Raw genomic sequence first — 14,453 nt, forward strand, 5'->3', positions numbered from 1 at the left:
GGATCTTTTTCTGCCCCATGTTAAATTCACTAGACAGAAAAATTATTGATCTGCGCGATTGATAATTTCCATGTCTTCATCAGCACTTCCAATTACGTAGGCTGAACTGGTTGTGTATGGAGACGCATTAAGGTTTAAGGTTGATTTAAGAGTGGGCGTACCTCCTGTGTTGACAAACGCCTGATCTACCTTGATAGTACATGGTGCTTGTAGATCTTCTTCACAGCTGGGAGCCGAAGGATCATAAGTCCAGTTGCTTAACGTTTCTACATCACCTTCAGCATGAGGAATTGCGTTATAACGGAATTGGTACTGAACTCTTTTACCAATTGAGTCCGATTTGAACGCAGAACCACCAACTACTAATACTAATCCTAAAGCGGCGGCCATTAGGCCTTTGCTTAAATTTTTTACTAATGTTTGCATAATTTAAGGATGCTTTTTACTTTGAAAAAACAAGCGAAAAAGTTAGTTTAAGATTTGGGCACTATGCCCTGGTTAATTGTGTTAATTAGTTTAGGTACTTTTATTTTTTTCTTTGCCGGTTAACCTCCTTTCTCTCTTCTCGGTATGAACTAAACAGAGTACATTTATGGAAATTAATAGCAGATTAAAATATAGATGGTTTTTCCAGCTCATCTTGGAAATAAGACCGCCACAACTACAGGGTACTTTTGGGAAAACGTGACTTAAGATCAGAATTATATAGATTGTAAATCCTAAGAGAAGGGAAAGTGAAATCCATAACCCCAATCTGTGTCTATTTAAAACTAGTAGGGTAGCAGAGATTAACTCAAGGGTTGGAATTAGGTATGTCAGTGCAATAGTAATAACATTAGAGAAAGGCTGCTCCTCCATCTGGCGCTGATAAAGTTGCAAATCTGTCAGTTTTGCAAATACAGCATACGACCAAAGTAATGTTAAAAGAAATAACCCGCTTGAATTCAGGTATGAAACTAATCTTGCGTTGTTCGTTTGCGCCCCTCTATTTAAATAAGTATTTTCCATTTTTCTTTATCCTTTCTAACAACCATCAGATTGTAGATTAAAGTTCGAAACAATAGAAGTATGAATCGCTACCCGAATTCGGTGATTTTTGCTCTTTTTGCACCCCATAGGAGGTGTAATAATGATATTGTTATTTGTGTATTTATATGATTGTCAATTCATTGCTTTCTGTATTTGCGTTTAATCTTAAAGAGGTATTTTGACTCTATAGCAAGTAACGAGGCCAGTATTTTATGGATGGGGAGGTTGATCAGCTCTGGATGTAGATTTCGGAAATGCAGAAATCTTGTTTCTGCATGCCTGATCCTTAGCATTTGCTCTCTCTGCTTTACATTCTGTATGTTTTCCTCGTATATTTCTAGTAGTATTAGTGAAAATTTGGGATTTACTTTTGCATGCTCATTCCATTGGATAAGATTTAAAGCGTAACCTGAACTATCTTTTAGAAAATTTATATATTCAATTGATTGGCTAAACGAAAAAAAAGAAGTTGTGGGTAATATGAATCCATGCTCTAGTATCCATGATGTATGTTCCTGCCCCTCATGTATAAAGTACCCTCGGGCTAAACCATCTTCTATAAAATAAAGTTCCGGATAGGAGTGGTCGGGTGTGCTAAGTAGTAGACCCTTGTTAAAAAACTTGGGAACAAACATTTCGGCAATCTGCATTGCAAGATTTACGTTGGCATTTTGAAGGCTTTGAAGTTTTTCGATGAGTCGTTTCATTTGATAAATGATTTTTAGTGAACCTTTTGTGGGTGCGATAAAATGATAATTAATAAGTTTTAGCGGACGTGATACTTTTTTTGAACCGGCTACTCGGTTTTATTAATTTTAAACAGGATTGTAAATAGTCTGTTGAAATGAAATGATGTGAAGTTTAGGTCAAGCAAGTATGCATCGAAGAACAATTTCATCAGATTGGAGAAGTGCTTTTCGCTTATTGCGATTATAGAACAATCTTCTAAAAATTCTACATAAAGCTCATACCTTGATCCAGGAATTATTTTAGCAAAGTGATACAAAAAATCGTTTGTGCGGTTAGTACCAATAATAATCTCCTCATCCGTGTCTTTATCAATGGCAATTATGTGCAGTGTCCCTTTTTCAATTAGGGGAAAAAACAGATTCTTCTCCCGCGATATAAAAAGCGCTTGACCTTTTAAATAAGGTATTTTTTGTGCGATAGTAGCAATGTATGCTTTGAGACCTGCTGAGAGGGGATTGAAAGCACTTAGTTTCAATGTGTAATCTTCACCGTTCATAATCTTTTTGGGATAAAGAACGGTGATTTTAATATTTTGTCAAGTTGCAGAATTTTTAGCCGAGTGCAACCCCCACTGCACATATCAATACACCAGTTTTCCTCTATTAGCCTTAATATCGCTCCTGGGCCAGAGCCAACATTTCGCTTAGTTTTGCGATAACTTTTTTGATATCTTCACTCGCATGATTATAATGCGCGTTTCTTGCGCTCTTTTCTGAGATTGATTCGCGTTCTACAGTGCTAAAATGTCGAGCTATATACTGGTGCGCAAATTTTGCCCTTTGCCATATAATTATTCCAGTTTCCATCTGCAGATGGACAAAAAATGCCAATTGTTTTACTGAGAATGATACCTTATAGTTGGCATTCATAATTCCGGCTTCCTCAACTTCATGATTGACAAACTCCATCGCTCTAAGTAAAAGCAGTTCTTCCCTCAAGAATCTCTTGATTGCCCTTTTAACATCAGGGCTATTCTCAAATTGAAGCTTATGATCCTGAATGAATAAAACGCGCATTTCTTTTCGAAAAAGGCAAACTGATGAGATTTGCTCACCTAATGTTGTTTTGTTTTCGATCTCCTTAGATATTAAGAGTTTTGCATGATTGTACAATTGGCTATGATTTATACCGTTTTCTAGAAAGATTTTTACTAATCCAAATTCATCGGTAGAATTGGTTTCAATAATTTTTCTATGTATTTCTCTAAAGCTACTCTTCCAAAATCCCAGATCCCTAAAACTAACTATTTGCCCCACGTCTAATATAGCGCTGGTCAATTCCAATACTTCTTTGGTGAAACACCGTTGCTGAAGCTCGTCGAGAATTAGACTCAACACCTCTTTTATTCCAGATTCCTCTGAATAAATAATTCTTTTGGGCACTTTACCTTTGTGATCGAAAATTCCGGGAAAAATTTCTCTCATCCAGTTTATAAGACTTTCCAATTTGTCCAACAGAATTTCCAGTGAGCCCACTATTATTTTTTTATTCGTTTTGGCTCCCTGTTCCGAAATTTCAGCACTGACCTTATCCATCAATAAGGTGATATTCTGCTGGTGGAAATTAAAATATGTCTTAACTTTTTCCCTATTGTTTAGATCTATAGCGATATCCTTAAAAAATCTGATCAGTCTGGCATATTCTCTTTCGAGGTTTTTCTTCGATTCTACGGTATAGTTTTTTGCAAAGCTGGTCTTGTTCTGTAAGCTCTGAAAATGCTCCTCAAAAAAAGTAAATTGATAGTTCATACGTGATTTTTATCTACAATTTAGGTTCAATAATGTTGCTGTTAAAGGTTTTTACACCGGGGCCTATTGGAGTTACACCAATAGGCTTTTAACAAGGACGAAGATATTTTCAGGCCTTAATTTCAAGAAGGAAATAGTAATCGGATTCTTTGTAAATACTATTTTTTCAGGGGGTTGAGAATTTGTGCAACCGATAGGCAACTTGATTCTATGCCTGCAATAATTCAATTTGCAGCAACGCAGGCTGAATTTTAGCTGCCTAAAATAAACCTATTTTTCATCTAAATCCTTTGTGTATGTTAATCCCCCAATCCGAACACCTGTACCTGGAAATGACCTCTAAGCTTCATGCTGGAAAAAATGAACTTATAAGTGATCTGCTTAGGTTATCCTCCTCCCTTGAAATGATAGAAAGCAGCACAATCCGTTTAAATTCCCTGGCAAACCGATTAGGTTTTTCCTCGGAAGCAGAAGAGATTTTTTTCTTTAAACAGATCAAGCCCAAGTTTTACAGTTGGAAAATTTTTATTGTAGAACAGTTCAATATTGTCTCGAATATTCCAGTAGATACGGATGAGGCAATCCGAACTTATTACATAAGAGAAATGGATTTCTTAAGAAGATATTTTGAACAAAATCAATTTCTTTACCAATATTATCTCAATGACCAGAGCGCACTAGATGAAGAATACTTTTTAAGGCGCAATAGGCAGAAAATACTTCCCGCAATGAATTTTGGTGAATTCGAGACAAAGGGAGATTATACCTTTGCTAAATTCCGTGCGTATGAACATTTGCGGGAGTTTATATTGACACGCATCAGACTGGTATACAGCAATCCAGAATCCTCAATATTTCAATTGTTGTCAAAAAACTCAAACCTGAGATGGACAGACGATAAAGTGAAGCTTGTAGAACTTGCCTATGGCATATATTTTATGGGGTCATTGAATAATGGAAAAGCAGATATATCCCAGGTCGTTGATATTCTTGAAAAGAGCTTAAATGTAGATCTGGGTGTCGCTTATCGCAAGTTCATTGATATTTCTAGAAGGAAAAGCAAGGGATATACTGTTTATTTAGACAGTATGAGAAATGCCATAAACGATCATATTGCCAGAAAACTTAAGTTTAATTGATAATCAACCAAATTGCCAATTTCACTTTGTATAATTTTTCTCATATCGCAGGATATCCTCAAAATAATCCAGATTAAAAAAATTACACACCTAAATAAAAGTGTTATAGTTTTTGTAAATAAAATGCTAGTGATGTAATGAAAATTCTCTTCTGTTTAATAAAAATGATCAGTAATCAACTAAACTGATGAATGTAAAATTTATAACAAATCTGATCTCCAACAAATAACTTTCAGATCAAGGCAAAAATAGCCTTATAAAAATCGTTCACACTATTTTCATAGTGTCAATAACACGTCTTGCACATACTGAATTTTGAGCCAACAAAAGAGTTGGTCTTTGACATTCAGGAATGAAACATTACCCTTTAGATTGAAGGGAATTTTGCGAAGCTTTGAGATGACGTCAAAAAGGTGAAAGCGCATTGGCAGACGATAAGTCCGGTTTGTAGAAATCGACGCGAGTAGTTCCAAAATTACAATATATAGAGGCCCTTCTTTTTGGGTTCTATTTTAAAGGGGCGATAAGCCCCTTTTTTGTTTCTGAAAATTCTAAAACTAAATCGGTATGTCAGCTTTTTTAAACGTTAATGAGATCAAGGAGAAAGTGTCGCTCCTCGATCTTTTGAAGAACTTGGGGTTTAGTCCCCAGAAAGTATCGGGGGGAGAGTATTTTTTTCTAAGTATGTTGCGTGAAGAATATACGGCCTCACTTTGTGTAAATGATAATCTGGGGGTCTGGTTTGACCATGGCGGTGCAGGAGTATCGGGAATAAAAAGCGGAAGCATAATCGATTTTGGCCTTGCATATTGGTATCCCTCAAGCTTTCCTGAGGTTCTTAAAAAAATCGTAGAGTATGCAAAAATAAACCTTGAGAGAACCGAGGATGTGCCTGTTGATAATTCCCGAAGGCCCTTGCCCTTCAAAGTTCCAAGATATGAAGTAGAAGTAGTAAATGAATCAATCGGCAACGATGTCATCAGCTCTTATCTTAAAGGCAGGGGAGTGCAAAGCGTTGCAGGTGGTTATTTATATGAACTTTATTATTCGGTCATGGACAGCAGCAATAAGCGCAGGAATTACTTTGCTTCTGCATGGCCAAATGAGAATGGTGGCTGGGAGGTACGCAACAAATATTTTAAGGGTTGCCTGGGGCACAAGGGGATGAGTTTTTTGCAGGGGGCTGTTGACAGGCTAGGTGTCTTTGAAGGTTACTTTGATTTTCTGAGCTGGAAAGTCGAACATCCACAGGATCCTGCATCCATATTGGTGTTAAATTCCCTTTCGTTTCTACAGGCTGCCAAGGGTAGGTCAAACCAGTTTGGTTCTATTGAACTTTATTTTGACCATGATAAAGCAGGAAAATCTGCTGCGCAGGAATTTATCCGAGATGTACATGGAAGTATAGACTGTTCGTTCAAATATGCAGGGTTTAAGGATTATAATGAAAAGCTTGTGGCTGATCTAAGGCAAATTGAAAAATCTATTGTTAAGCCTATGCCTTTTAGTGTAGAGAGTGGTTTTGGTATAACACGTTGATATATGAATATATAACTATGTAAATATTGAGCTATATAGATATAATTATATCTGTATATGTTTAAATATCAATATGCCTCTATCGGTATATGTGGATATTCTTATATAGAAATATGTGGATATATGTTTAGCTAGTTAGACTCAATGATAAGTTTCATCATTTTTAGTCTTACTAATAGTGGCTTATTGATTTTACTTTCCGGATTAGCTCTAAGTGGCCCGAAATGGCTCTCTAGAAATAAATCAAAGTCAGTTACTTTTGTTGCCTCATTTAAAAACACCGGCATTTCCGGTCTCTGGCAATTCTTGAAAAACTCTTCTAATTCCTGCAGCTCCATCTGGCAAAGATAGCTTTAGGCTTTCTGTTTTGCCGGAATACTTTTTAACAAAATCCTAATAAACCAAGCTTAAGTTTTTTGGTTTTTATCCTTTCGTTATAGTTGGTGTATTTTGGTTTTTTAGCCTGCAAGTTGTGTTTTTGTTGCTCAAAAACCCTATAACTTGCCCGCTTTTTTTCGCCTTGGGGGCGTAGCGGGATGGAAAAAACGTCGCAACTAGTTTTTTCTTCTTCGGAGGATGTCCCTTAATTGTTGAATATGACCAAGAAAAAGAATGGGAGGCCTTTAAAATTAGATGGTAAAAGAACCAGGTTCATTAAGGCCAGATTTACCGAGGAAGAATATGCTTTACTCCGAAACCTTTGGCTTTCCCTTGGATTGAAAGAAAGTGATTTCTTGCGGCAAAGGCTTTTAATCTCCTCTGCGGTTTCAAATAAAATCAATGCTGTTGAAGTTTTAAAACACCTGAACCAGATCGGTGCAGAGATCGGTAGGTCAGGAAACAACATTAACCAGCTTGCCCGGCATGCGAACTTTTTAAATAAACGAGGAATGCTCTCTGCTGAAATTGTACTTCAGTTCAACACGATTTTTACTGATTACATCTCAATATTTAGAGGAATGGAGAGAGCAACCAGGGAATTACTCAGGTTATTAAAGGCTTAATTTATGATTGTAAAAATTCTTTGGAAATCAAAGACTTTTAGGGCAATTAGGTATAATACCAATAAAGTTGAAAAAAATAAGGGAGAACTGGTAAAGGTATCCGGTTTTGGGGCGCTGCAAGGGTTATCTGAGATCAGGCCTGGAGATTATATAAACTACCTCTCATCCCTAGCGAGCAGAAACCGCAGGGTTGTATATCCGCAATTTCATGCAATGATATCTTCAAAGGGCAGAAGCTTGGACAAGGGGGAACTAGTTACACTGGCCGAAGGCTGGCTAGAGGGCATGGGTTATGGAAATCAGCCGTATCTTCTCATTTTCCACAAGGACACGCAGAATAATCACATCCACATGGTCTCTTCAAGAATAGACCTGGAAGGGAAAAAGATTTCGGACAGCTTTGAGAAGATCAGGGCTTATAAGGTACTGAATAAACTTATCGGTAATGATGAGAAACATGCTGCTGAAAAAGCTTTGACGAGGGCACTTCAATACAGCTTCTCCAATAAGGCGCAGTTTATGATGTTGCTTGAAAGACAGGGATATGCATTAAAAGTTCTGGAGGATACGCTTGATCTCTCAAAATATGGTGAAAAAGTGGGCAGTGTAAGCTTAGATAAAATAGAACAAAAAATTGCCCGGTTTTCACCTGACCAGAAAAGAAAGGAACAGTTAAAACAGGTTTTTGAAAAATATAGGCCAATTACCGATTCCAGAATCCAAGCGATCAGGGAAGATCTTCCAGGTGGCGAGAAGGGAAAAGTAATAGGCTATACCTCTGAGTTAAGCGAAAAACTATCTTCTTCATTCGGCCTTAAGTTTGTATTTCATTTTAAAGGTGACAAGCCGCCATATGGCTATACCATTTTAGACCATTCCACCAAGGAAGTTTTTAAAGGTGGCGATATTATGTCTCTAACTAAGTTTATGGAGACTTTACGCCAAACCGAAGACGTAAAAACGTTAATACCCATTTCGGAGGGTATTTATGAAAATCAGTTTTCTCCAAAGGAAGAGATGCTCCTTGAAAATCCATCAGAGTCAATATTTCCTGCTGACGAGGTTGAAATGCATGATTGTATATCCATTGGCGAATTCTCTTTGGATATAGACATCTCTGATGATATTGATGATGAGCAGATCCTCGGACGGAATAGGCGCAGGCAAAAAAAAGCAAGAACCAATACACGTTAAATTTTTATGCTTATGGTTATATTAATTGGAAATCAGAAAGGGGGAGCCGGTAAAAGTACACTCTGCCTGTTACTGGCCTATTTCCTCTCAATGCTTAAAAAAAAGAAGGTTACCGTTCTGGATATGGACTACCAGGCTTCGATTTCAGGCAAGTTTGAAAAGGCAAAGATTCTGGAAAACGACCCCGTCTTCGAGGTTATTCCCTCTGATCTTAAGTACTTCCCGGCTCTGCTGGAACTGCTTAACCAAAATAGGGATGAGTTTGTGCTCATTGATCTTCCGGGTAAAATGGACGATGACCTATTGATTCCCATTATCAGTTCCGCGGAACTCATTATCTGCCCGTTTAATTATGATGAATTTTCTGTAGACAGTACAGTGCTCTTTTCGCTTGTATGTCGGGAGATCAATAATTTATCACCCATGGTGTATGTGCCAAATAGGATTAAAACAACCGTAAAGTATGAAACCAGGGAAGAGGTAGACAAGGTACTATCCAGATTTGGAAAGATTTCTCCCGGTATTTCTGACCGCATCGATTTTCAGCGGGTAGGAACCATCCATATCCCGGCCTCTTTAATTCCAGTTTTTATGCCGGCAATGGACTTTATCTATGGCAGCTTTATGAAGAAAGGTATATCGACATGAGCGAAATCAAGTCCCTTGCCGATCAATTGAAATCAAGGATCCAAGAAGAAAAGGGATTGCCGGAAAAATCCCAGGCCAGTCATGGCGCTGAAAAGATTGGTGTAAAAAAAACTGAATCCAAAGAAACGGCCGTGAACGCCAAGCGTCTAGCGAGTTTTCTCTCATCCCTGCGGGACTTTAATATGGATGGGCAGGAGAAAATCCTTATCCGGATTGATAATCGTACAATGAGCAAGCTGAGGCAATTAAAGGCCGCATCCAATATCGATATGACGCGGGTCATTGTTTTTTCCCTCCACCAGTTTTTAAAAAGCCACCCCTGGCTAAATGAATATATTTCACAAACCCTAAAAAAAATGACCCATGAGCTGGACTAATTTCTTGGCCATAATCTTTATTGTATATCTGGTTTATTATTTACTGAACTTATTTTTTGATCTTTTTCTATCTCAAAGAGGCACCGTAGATGAAACTGCGGTAGACGAGCTTTTCTTTGCACAAACATTTACCCCTGAGCTGATTACCCTGGAAGAGAAAGCAGAGGAGGCTGTTGCTACGGATTCAGAAAAAAAGGAAAAACCAGGCCCTTATTTGCCAACAGGTCCAATTAGCTCAAGTGGAGGCATTGGACTAAAACAGCTTTTTTCCCTTGCGAAGGACAACCTCATCGAACATACGCGGGCAATACCTTACTAAACTCCATGAGGTTTTCTTTATTCTTTTTAAGGGCAGCGTCAGTTGCTTTTTTTTTGCTCTTTACTTTTTCCGCTAATGCTCAACCAGGAATCTCAGAGTTTTATTCCGCCTCTGCAGAGGTGAAAGGCTGGTATTTTTCGCTCTCGGATCTGGTATTGGTTATTGGCGCAATCGCAGGAATCCTAGGTGGGCTTAGGGTTTATGCCAATTGGCAGATGGGCAAGCACCACATCGACGCGCAGGTTATGGGATGGTTCTTCTCATGCCTCTTTTTATCTCTCATCGGTGTATTCCTCCGCGGTCTTTTCGGACTGTAAATACAATTTTATTCAATTTAAATCAATTTTTTTATGACAAGAAAAAGCAAAAGACTTTTGTCATTGGCCGCGCTATTGGGTTTAGTGCAGGCAGTTTCCGCCCAGACTGGGGGAGGAACAACAGGAATTAATGCGGCGACTTCCTCGCTGACCTCTTATGTAGATCCGGTTTCTACACTCACCCTTGCGATTGGTGCCGTGGTAGGTATTATCGGCGGGGTACGTGTCTACATCAAATGGAATTCCGGAGATCAGGACATCAACAAAGAAATTATGGGCTGGGGAGGTTCCTGCCTTTTTCTGGTTCTGGTATCGGTAGTGATCAAGGCTTTCTTTGGCGTATAGCATGAGGATGTATCCAGTTTACAAGGGGCTTCAAAAGCCCCTCGTTTATCGGGGTTTCAAGGGGAAGTATATTGCTTATGGCATTTCTTCCTTAGGTCTTGGGCTGGTCACCGGAGGCCTAGCCGGTGCGCTCCTCAATATGTATATCGGTGGCCTCTTAACCATTCTTTCAATAGCCGGTGGGCTCCTCTACACATATTCCAAGCAGGCATCCGGTCTTCATGATAAGACCAGATCCAGGGAGATATTCATTCATCGTATTTATTTAAGGCGAGGTTATGGGAAAACAGGAATTTAAACTGCCATATGCCGGAATAGAAGAGATAGGCGGACTTTCCGTTCTTTATGGTGAGTCAGGCGATTTTTCAGTAATTCTTTCTATCGAAAATCCGGTGCTTATTTATTCCGCTGATCCGGCAGGCTACCAGGCCTTTCATCTTCTGCTTCTCAATGTGATCAAGATATTGAGTGAAGGGTATATCATTCAGAAACAGGATGTGTTCTCTAAAAGAACTTATCAGGCGAAAGTGCAAAGTGAACCCCTTCAGCAAAAATACGATGAGCATTTTTCAGGGAGGGAATATATTGAGCACTCTAGTTATCTGGTTATAACCCGTCAGGTCAAACGAAGGGCAATGTACGTTTATGACAGGAAAGCCCTTTTGGATTTTGTATCCAATATTGCCAAGGTCTGTGAACTATTGAAAGGAGCATCGGTATCACCAAAAGTACTGCCCCAGGGTGAGATAGAACGCTATATTTCGCGGATGCTTGCCATGGATTTCTCCTCAGACCATTTTTCGCTCAATAACTTAAGGGCCGGGGATACTGAAATAGGTATTGGGAAAAAGGTGATCCGCTGCATGAGCCTGGTCAATATCGATTCCATTGACATGCCTGAATCCATTGGGCCATATTTAATGGCGAACGACGGAAAAGGACTACAGGAATTTCCGATGGACAACCTTTCTTTCCTGTCATCAGTTCCGGGTATTGAAAGTCTTGTTTATAACCAATTAATTGAAATTCCTTCCCAGGGCATTACCCTGAACAAACTGCAGCTGAAACGCAAGCGGCATTCCGGAGTTCCTGATCCAGCCAATCAGATGTGTGTGGAGGATATTGATAAGTTGCTCATAGATGTGGCAAGGGAAAACCAGTTGCTCGTCAATGCGCACTATTCTTTATTGGTCTGCTGCGAACTTCCACTTCTGGATACCAGCTGTAACTTTATTGAAGCTTCCCTATTTCAGCAGGGGATTATCCCCTCCAAGAATGCCTATAACCAGATGGAACTCTTTAGGAGTGCCTTGCCTGGAAATGCAGTGGAACTGAAAAAATACGACTGGTTCCTCACCACTTCGGATGCGGCCGTTTGCCTGTTCTACAAGGAACGGCTGATGCGGGATGAGCCCTCCAAATTTCTCATGCGCTTTACCGATAGGAGAGGAATCCCTGTAGGCATAGATCCAGCAGATCTTCCTATGGAATCTGGCAGGATTACCAACCGTTCAAAATTTGTTCTGGGCAGCTCTGGTACTGGTAAATCCTTTTTTATGAACAGCCTGCTTGAACAGTATATGCTTTATAATTACGACATCGTGATCGTTGATGTAGGACATTCCTATTCCGGGCTATGCAATTATTTTGGAGGAAAGTATTACACCTATACCGAGGAGAATCCGATCACGATGAATCCCTTTCTTATTTCTGAAGCAGAATATAACATCGAAAAGAAGGATTTCCTCAAAACACTTATCGGACTTCTTTTAAAGGGTGCAGAGGGAAGCGTATCGCAGATTGAGGACACGGTTTTCTCAAATGTACTCTCGGCCTACTATTCAGACTTCTTTTTAGGAGAGGCTGATTATGCGCTGTGTTTTGATTCTTTCTACCATTATTCGATCGTTAAGATTTCGGAGATCAAGGAAAATGAGAAGATCAGTTTCGATCTTGATGAGTACCGTTATGTACTTAAAAAATTCTGTCTTGGCGGAGAGTACGGTAGGCTGCTCAACGAAAGTGCTGATCTTTCAGATTTTACAGAGCGTTTTATTGTCTACGAAATTGATTCAATCAAGGAAAATAGGGTTCTTTTTCCAATCGTGACGCTGGTGATTATGGATTTGGTACTGCAGAAAATGAGGCACCGTACAGGCCAGCGAAAAGCGATGATTTTGGAAGAAGCGTGGAAGGCAATCGCCTCTCCGCTAATGGCTAACTACATTCTTTACCTCTATAAAACGATGAGGAAATTCTGGGGAGAGCCAATTGTGGTGACGCAGGAACTGGGCGATATTATCGGAAATGCTGTAATAAAGGATTCCATTCTGGCCAGTTCCGACACCATCTGCCTGCTCGATCAATCCAAGTTTAGGGGGAATTATGCAGAGGTAGCAAAACTCCTAGCGCTCAGTGAGGTAGAGCAGCGAAAGATATTTACCATCAATGCGCTTGAAAATAAGGCCGGCCGCGGGAAATTCAAGGAGGTTTACATTAAGCGCGGAAGTATAGGGGAGGTCTATGGCGTTGAAGTGTCGCTTTTTCAGTATTTAACCTTCACAACCGAAAAACCCGAAAAGACTGCTGTTGAATCTTATGTCAAGCGTTACGGCTCTTATCCTCTGGGACTGGAACATTTCGTTGCCGATATGAAAGTGAGCGCAATCTCTCTTCCCGAATTTGTCAAGAAAGTCAATTCATCCATCACAAGTTAAATTCTATTTTTATGCGAAAAATATTCATCTATTTTTTATTTGGAATCTTCGTGCAATCGGCCTCCGCACAAATATACGTTGACCCAACAACCGCTGCGGCCACGGCCGCCCATGCAGGGGTGATGAACAGCGGTCTGTCCCGAACCAGCGACAACCTTACTCTGGTGCAGAGAGCCCAGTTAGCGGTAACCGGTCAGCTTGGAATTGTAAACGACCTTCAATCCACTATTTACAGAGGTTTATCTGAGGTTTCAGGAGTAATGAGGTCTCTGCTTTCTGTTAAGGATATTTATGAGATATCTCAGGATATTGTTATTGATGTGAATAAGGCGATAAATATCGCCTCTGGTGACCCGGTATTATTGCTGTTTGCCGAAGGAGGTGCTAGAGAGTTCAAAACCCGTTCGATCAACCTTGCTACCGAGGTTAGCTCTTTTGTATTAAAAGACGGGAGGGACGCGCTGATGGATTCCGGTGAACGGGCAAAGCTTCTCAATAGGATCGTCACAGAACTTACCATCCTCCGGGGAGTGGCCTATGGCATGTACCGTACGATGTACTGGGCAAAGCAGCGCGGAATCTTAAATTCCCTAAACCCTTATGCCGGATATATCAATATTGATAAACGCATAGCGGACGATATTATCAGGAATGCCAAGATGCTCAAGCAATGAAAAGCGCAGCATTTATCACGGCTATGATTTTTATATCAATGGCTGCTCATGCGCAGTTGAATGTCGGGCTTTTGCACCAGCTTGTGGGTAATAGCAAAACAGAACACGGAAAACAGTCTGATGCGAGGGACAGGCAGGCGGGATCCACTGCAAATGAGGAGGCAAACAAAACCCTGATGGTAAGATTAAAGAATAAATACAGGGATATCCAGTCCAGATTCAAAACTTTGGGACTTGCTATTGATGCGGCGCAGATTGGAATCGAAGCTTATCCATTGATCGCTGATATTAACAGAAGCCAGGGGACGATTTTTGATTTATGCAAGGACGATCCTGTACTTTCCGTTCTGGCCATACAGGCAGAGTTGGATATGGGGGATCGGGCACATGCACTGCTGAATTTTTTGTACGGACTTGCTCTTTCTATGCAGGACATCAACCAGATGAAGCAGAGCGACCGCAAAATGCTCTTTTCCCATGTGCTCACCGAACTCCGCCTGATAGCTGGGGCATCCAGAGGACTGGCGGTAACCCTTCAATATTCTTCAAGAAAAAAGGTTTTCAATCAGCTAAACCCTTTCTCAGAATTTATCAATACCGATAAAAAACTGGTGGATGATATCCTTCGAAAAAAAGATATCCTTAAAAACTGA

18 protein-coding genes are annotated in these 14,453 nt (G+C 39.9%); 12 read left to right on the plus strand and 6 right to left on the minus strand.

Annotation, left to right across the window (positions count from 1 at the left end):
* Positions 1–42: 42 nt before the first annotated feature.
* The 5 genes from OQ268_RS14325 to OQ268_RS14340 all read right to left on the minus strand — a co-directional run bounded on the left by OQ268_RS14325 (position 43) and on the right by OQ268_RS14340 (position 3,527).
* Positions 43–426, minus strand: coding sequence for a hypothetical protein (locus OQ268_RS14325; RefSeq protein ID WP_145859783.1), 384 nt, complete (start codon positions 424–426; stop codon positions 43–45).
* A 90-nt stretch (positions 427–516) separates the two neighbouring features.
* Positions 517–1,008: a MauE/DoxX family redox-associated membrane protein gene (locus tag OQ268_RS17970; protein ID WP_407674007.1), complete on the minus strand. Its 492-nt coding sequence runs from the start codon at positions 1,006–1,008 to the stop codon at positions 517–519.
* Between the two features lie 158 nt (positions 1,009–1,166).
* Positions 1,167–1,736 carry a Crp/Fnr family transcriptional regulator gene (locus OQ268_RS14330; protein WP_131538530.1) on the minus strand — a complete coding sequence of 190 codons (570 nt, stop codon included), beginning with the start codon at positions 1,734–1,736 and terminating at the stop codon, positions 1,167–1,169.
* Between the two features lie 89 nt (positions 1,737–1,825).
* Positions 1,826–2,275, minus strand: coding sequence for a cyclic nucleotide-binding domain-containing protein (locus OQ268_RS14335; protein ID WP_131538529.1), 450 nt, complete (start codon positions 2,273–2,275; stop codon positions 1,826–1,828).
* Positions 2,276–2,387: 112 nt separating this feature from the next.
* Positions 2,388–3,527 carry a hypothetical protein gene (locus OQ268_RS14340; protein WP_265857009.1) on the minus strand — a complete coding sequence of 380 codons (1,140 nt, stop codon included), beginning with the start codon at positions 3,525–3,527 and terminating at the stop codon, positions 2,388–2,390.
* A 296-nt stretch (positions 3,528–3,823) separates the two neighbouring features.
* Here OQ268_RS14340 and OQ268_RS14345 point away from each other — a divergent pair, with 296 nt between their 5' ends.
* Positions 3,824–4,666, plus strand: coding sequence for an RteC domain-containing protein (locus tag OQ268_RS14345; protein ID WP_131538527.1), 843 nt, complete (start codon positions 3,824–3,826; stop codon positions 4,664–4,666).
* Positions 4,667–5,233: 567 nt separating this feature from the next.
* The gene (locus OQ268_RS14350) at positions 5,234–6,205 is read left to right on the plus strand and encodes a toprim domain-containing protein (RefSeq protein WP_265857012.1); all 972 of its coding nucleotides are present in this window, start codon (positions 5,234–5,236) and stop codon (positions 6,203–6,205) included.
* 131 nt (positions 6,206–6,336) lie between these two features.
* Here the strand turns inward: OQ268_RS14350 and OQ268_RS14355 are convergent, their stop codons facing one another.
* Positions 6,337–6,543: a DUF6965 family protein gene (locus OQ268_RS14355; RefSeq protein WP_131538525.1), complete on the minus strand. Its 207-nt coding sequence runs from the start codon at positions 6,541–6,543 to the stop codon at positions 6,337–6,339.
* A gap of 258 nt (positions 6,544–6,801) precedes the next feature.
* Here OQ268_RS14355 and OQ268_RS14360 point away from each other — a divergent pair, with 258 nt between their 5' ends.
* The 10 genes from OQ268_RS14360 (at position 6,802) to OQ268_RS14405 (ending at position 14,453) form a co-directional block, all read left to right on the plus strand.
* On the plus strand, positions 6,802–7,209 hold the full coding sequence (locus OQ268_RS14360; RefSeq protein WP_056095082.1) for a plasmid mobilization protein: 408 nt from the start codon (positions 6,802–6,804) through the stop codon (positions 7,207–7,209).
* 3 nt (positions 7,210–7,212) lie between these two features.
* Positions 7,213–8,403 (plus strand): relaxase/mobilization nuclease domain-containing protein, encoded by a 1,191-nt coding sequence (locus OQ268_RS14365; RefSeq protein WP_265857013.1) that lies wholly within the window; start codon positions 7,213–7,215, stop codon positions 8,401–8,403.
* A 12-nt stretch (positions 8,404–8,415) separates the two neighbouring features.
* Positions 8,416–9,051, plus strand: coding sequence for a ParA family protein (locus OQ268_RS14370; protein WP_265857015.1), 636 nt, complete (start codon positions 8,416–8,418; stop codon positions 9,049–9,051).
* Entirely contained in the window at positions 9,048–9,428 is a 381-nt protein-coding gene (locus OQ268_RS14375; RefSeq protein ID WP_131538522.1) for a hypothetical protein, read from the plus strand. Before OQ268_RS14370 ends, OQ268_RS14375 begins: the two co-directional genes overlap by 4 nt.
* Complete coding sequence (locus OQ268_RS14380) at positions 9,415–9,747, plus strand: hypothetical protein (RefSeq protein ID WP_265857017.1); 333 nt, start codon at positions 9,415–9,417, stop codon at positions 9,745–9,747. The genes OQ268_RS14375 and OQ268_RS14380 overlap by 14 nt, the downstream gene beginning before the upstream one ends.
* Positions 9,748–9,752: 5 nt before the next feature.
* Positions 9,753–10,064: a DUF4134 family protein gene (locus OQ268_RS14385; RefSeq protein WP_265857018.1), complete on the plus strand. Its 312-nt coding sequence runs from the start codon at positions 9,753–9,755 to the stop codon at positions 10,062–10,064.
* A gap of 57 nt (positions 10,065–10,121) precedes the next feature.
* The gene (locus OQ268_RS14390) at positions 10,122–10,409 is read left to right on the plus strand and encodes a DUF4134 domain-containing protein (RefSeq protein WP_322974018.1); all 288 of its coding nucleotides are present in this window, start codon (positions 10,122–10,124) and stop codon (positions 10,407–10,409) included.
* A gap of 278 nt (positions 10,410–10,687) precedes the next feature.
* Positions 10,688–13,126, plus strand: a complete 2,439-nt coding sequence (locus tag OQ268_RS14395; RefSeq protein WP_265857021.1) for a TraG family conjugative transposon ATPase — start codon at positions 10,688–10,690, stop codon at positions 13,124–13,126.
* Positions 13,127–13,137: 11 nt separating this feature from the next.
* Positions 13,138–13,800: a hypothetical protein gene (locus tag OQ268_RS14400; protein ID WP_265857024.1), complete on the plus strand. Its 663-nt coding sequence runs from the start codon at positions 13,138–13,140 to the stop codon at positions 13,798–13,800.
* Positions 13,797–14,453: a hypothetical protein gene (locus tag OQ268_RS14405; protein ID WP_265857025.1), complete on the plus strand. Its 657-nt coding sequence runs from the start codon at positions 13,797–13,799 to the stop codon at positions 14,451–14,453. The genes OQ268_RS14400 and OQ268_RS14405 overlap by 4 nt, the downstream gene beginning before the upstream one ends.

The sequence above is a fragment of the Pedobacter sandarakinus genome, from assembly GCF_026240095.1.
Taxonomy (GTDB): Bacteria; Bacteroidota; Bacteroidia; order Sphingobacteriales; family Sphingobacteriaceae; genus Pedobacter; species Pedobacter sandarakinus.

What these genes read in the sequence shown, in the direction of transcription:
- OQ268_RS14325 (WP_145859783.1), bottom strand. Translation starts at nt 426, where the DNA reads ATGCAAACATTAGTAAAAAATTTAAGCAAAGGCCTAATGGCCGCCGCT.
- OQ268_RS17970 (WP_407674007.1), bottom strand. Translation starts at nt 1,008, where the DNA reads ATGGAAAATACTTATTTAAATAGAGGGGCGCAAACGAACAACGCAAGA.
- OQ268_RS14330 (WP_131538530.1), bottom strand. Translation starts at nt 1,736, where the DNA reads ATGAAACGACTCATCGAAAAACTTCAAAGCCTTCAAAATGCCAACGTA.
- OQ268_RS14335 (WP_131538529.1), bottom strand. Translation starts at nt 2,275, where the DNA reads ATGAACGGTGAAGATTACACATTGAAACTAAGTGCTTTCAATCCCCTC.
- OQ268_RS14340 (WP_265857009.1), bottom strand. Translation starts at nt 3,527, where the DNA reads ATGAACTATCAATTTACTTTTTTTGAGGAGCATTTTCAGAGCTTACAG.
- OQ268_RS14345 (WP_131538527.1), top strand. Translation starts at nt 3,824, where the DNA reads ATGTTAATCCCCCAATCCGAACACCTGTACCTGGAAATGACCTCTAAG.
- OQ268_RS14350 (WP_265857012.1), top strand. Translation starts at nt 5,234, where the DNA reads ATGTCAGCTTTTTTAAACGTTAATGAGATCAAGGAGAAAGTGTCGCTC.
- OQ268_RS14355 (WP_131538525.1), bottom strand. Translation starts at nt 6,543, where the DNA reads ATGGAGCTGCAGGAATTAGAAGAGTTTTTCAAGAATTGCCAGAGACCG.
- OQ268_RS14360 (WP_056095082.1), top strand. Translation starts at nt 6,802, where the DNA reads ATGACCAAGAAAAAGAATGGGAGGCCTTTAAAATTAGATGGTAAAAGA.
- OQ268_RS14365 (WP_265857013.1), top strand. Translation starts at nt 7,213, where the DNA reads ATGATTGTAAAAATTCTTTGGAAATCAAAGACTTTTAGGGCAATTAGG.
- OQ268_RS14370 (WP_265857015.1), top strand. Translation starts at nt 8,416, where the DNA reads ATGGTTATATTAATTGGAAATCAGAAAGGGGGAGCCGGTAAAAGTACA.
- OQ268_RS14375 (WP_131538522.1), top strand. Translation starts at nt 9,048, where the DNA reads ATGAGCGAAATCAAGTCCCTTGCCGATCAATTGAAATCAAGGATCCAA.
- OQ268_RS14380 (WP_265857017.1), top strand. Translation starts at nt 9,415, where the DNA reads ATGAGCTGGACTAATTTCTTGGCCATAATCTTTATTGTATATCTGGTT.
- OQ268_RS14385 (WP_265857018.1), top strand. Translation starts at nt 9,753, where the DNA reads ATGAGGTTTTCTTTATTCTTTTTAAGGGCAGCGTCAGTTGCTTTTTTT.
- OQ268_RS14395 (WP_265857021.1), top strand. Translation starts at nt 10,688, where the DNA reads ATGGGAAAACAGGAATTTAAACTGCCATATGCCGGAATAGAAGAGATA.
- OQ268_RS14400 (WP_265857024.1), top strand. Translation starts at nt 13,138, where the DNA reads ATGCGAAAAATATTCATCTATTTTTTATTTGGAATCTTCGTGCAATCG.
- OQ268_RS14405 (WP_265857025.1), top strand. Translation starts at nt 13,797, where the DNA reads ATGAAAAGCGCAGCATTTATCACGGCTATGATTTTTATATCAATGGCT.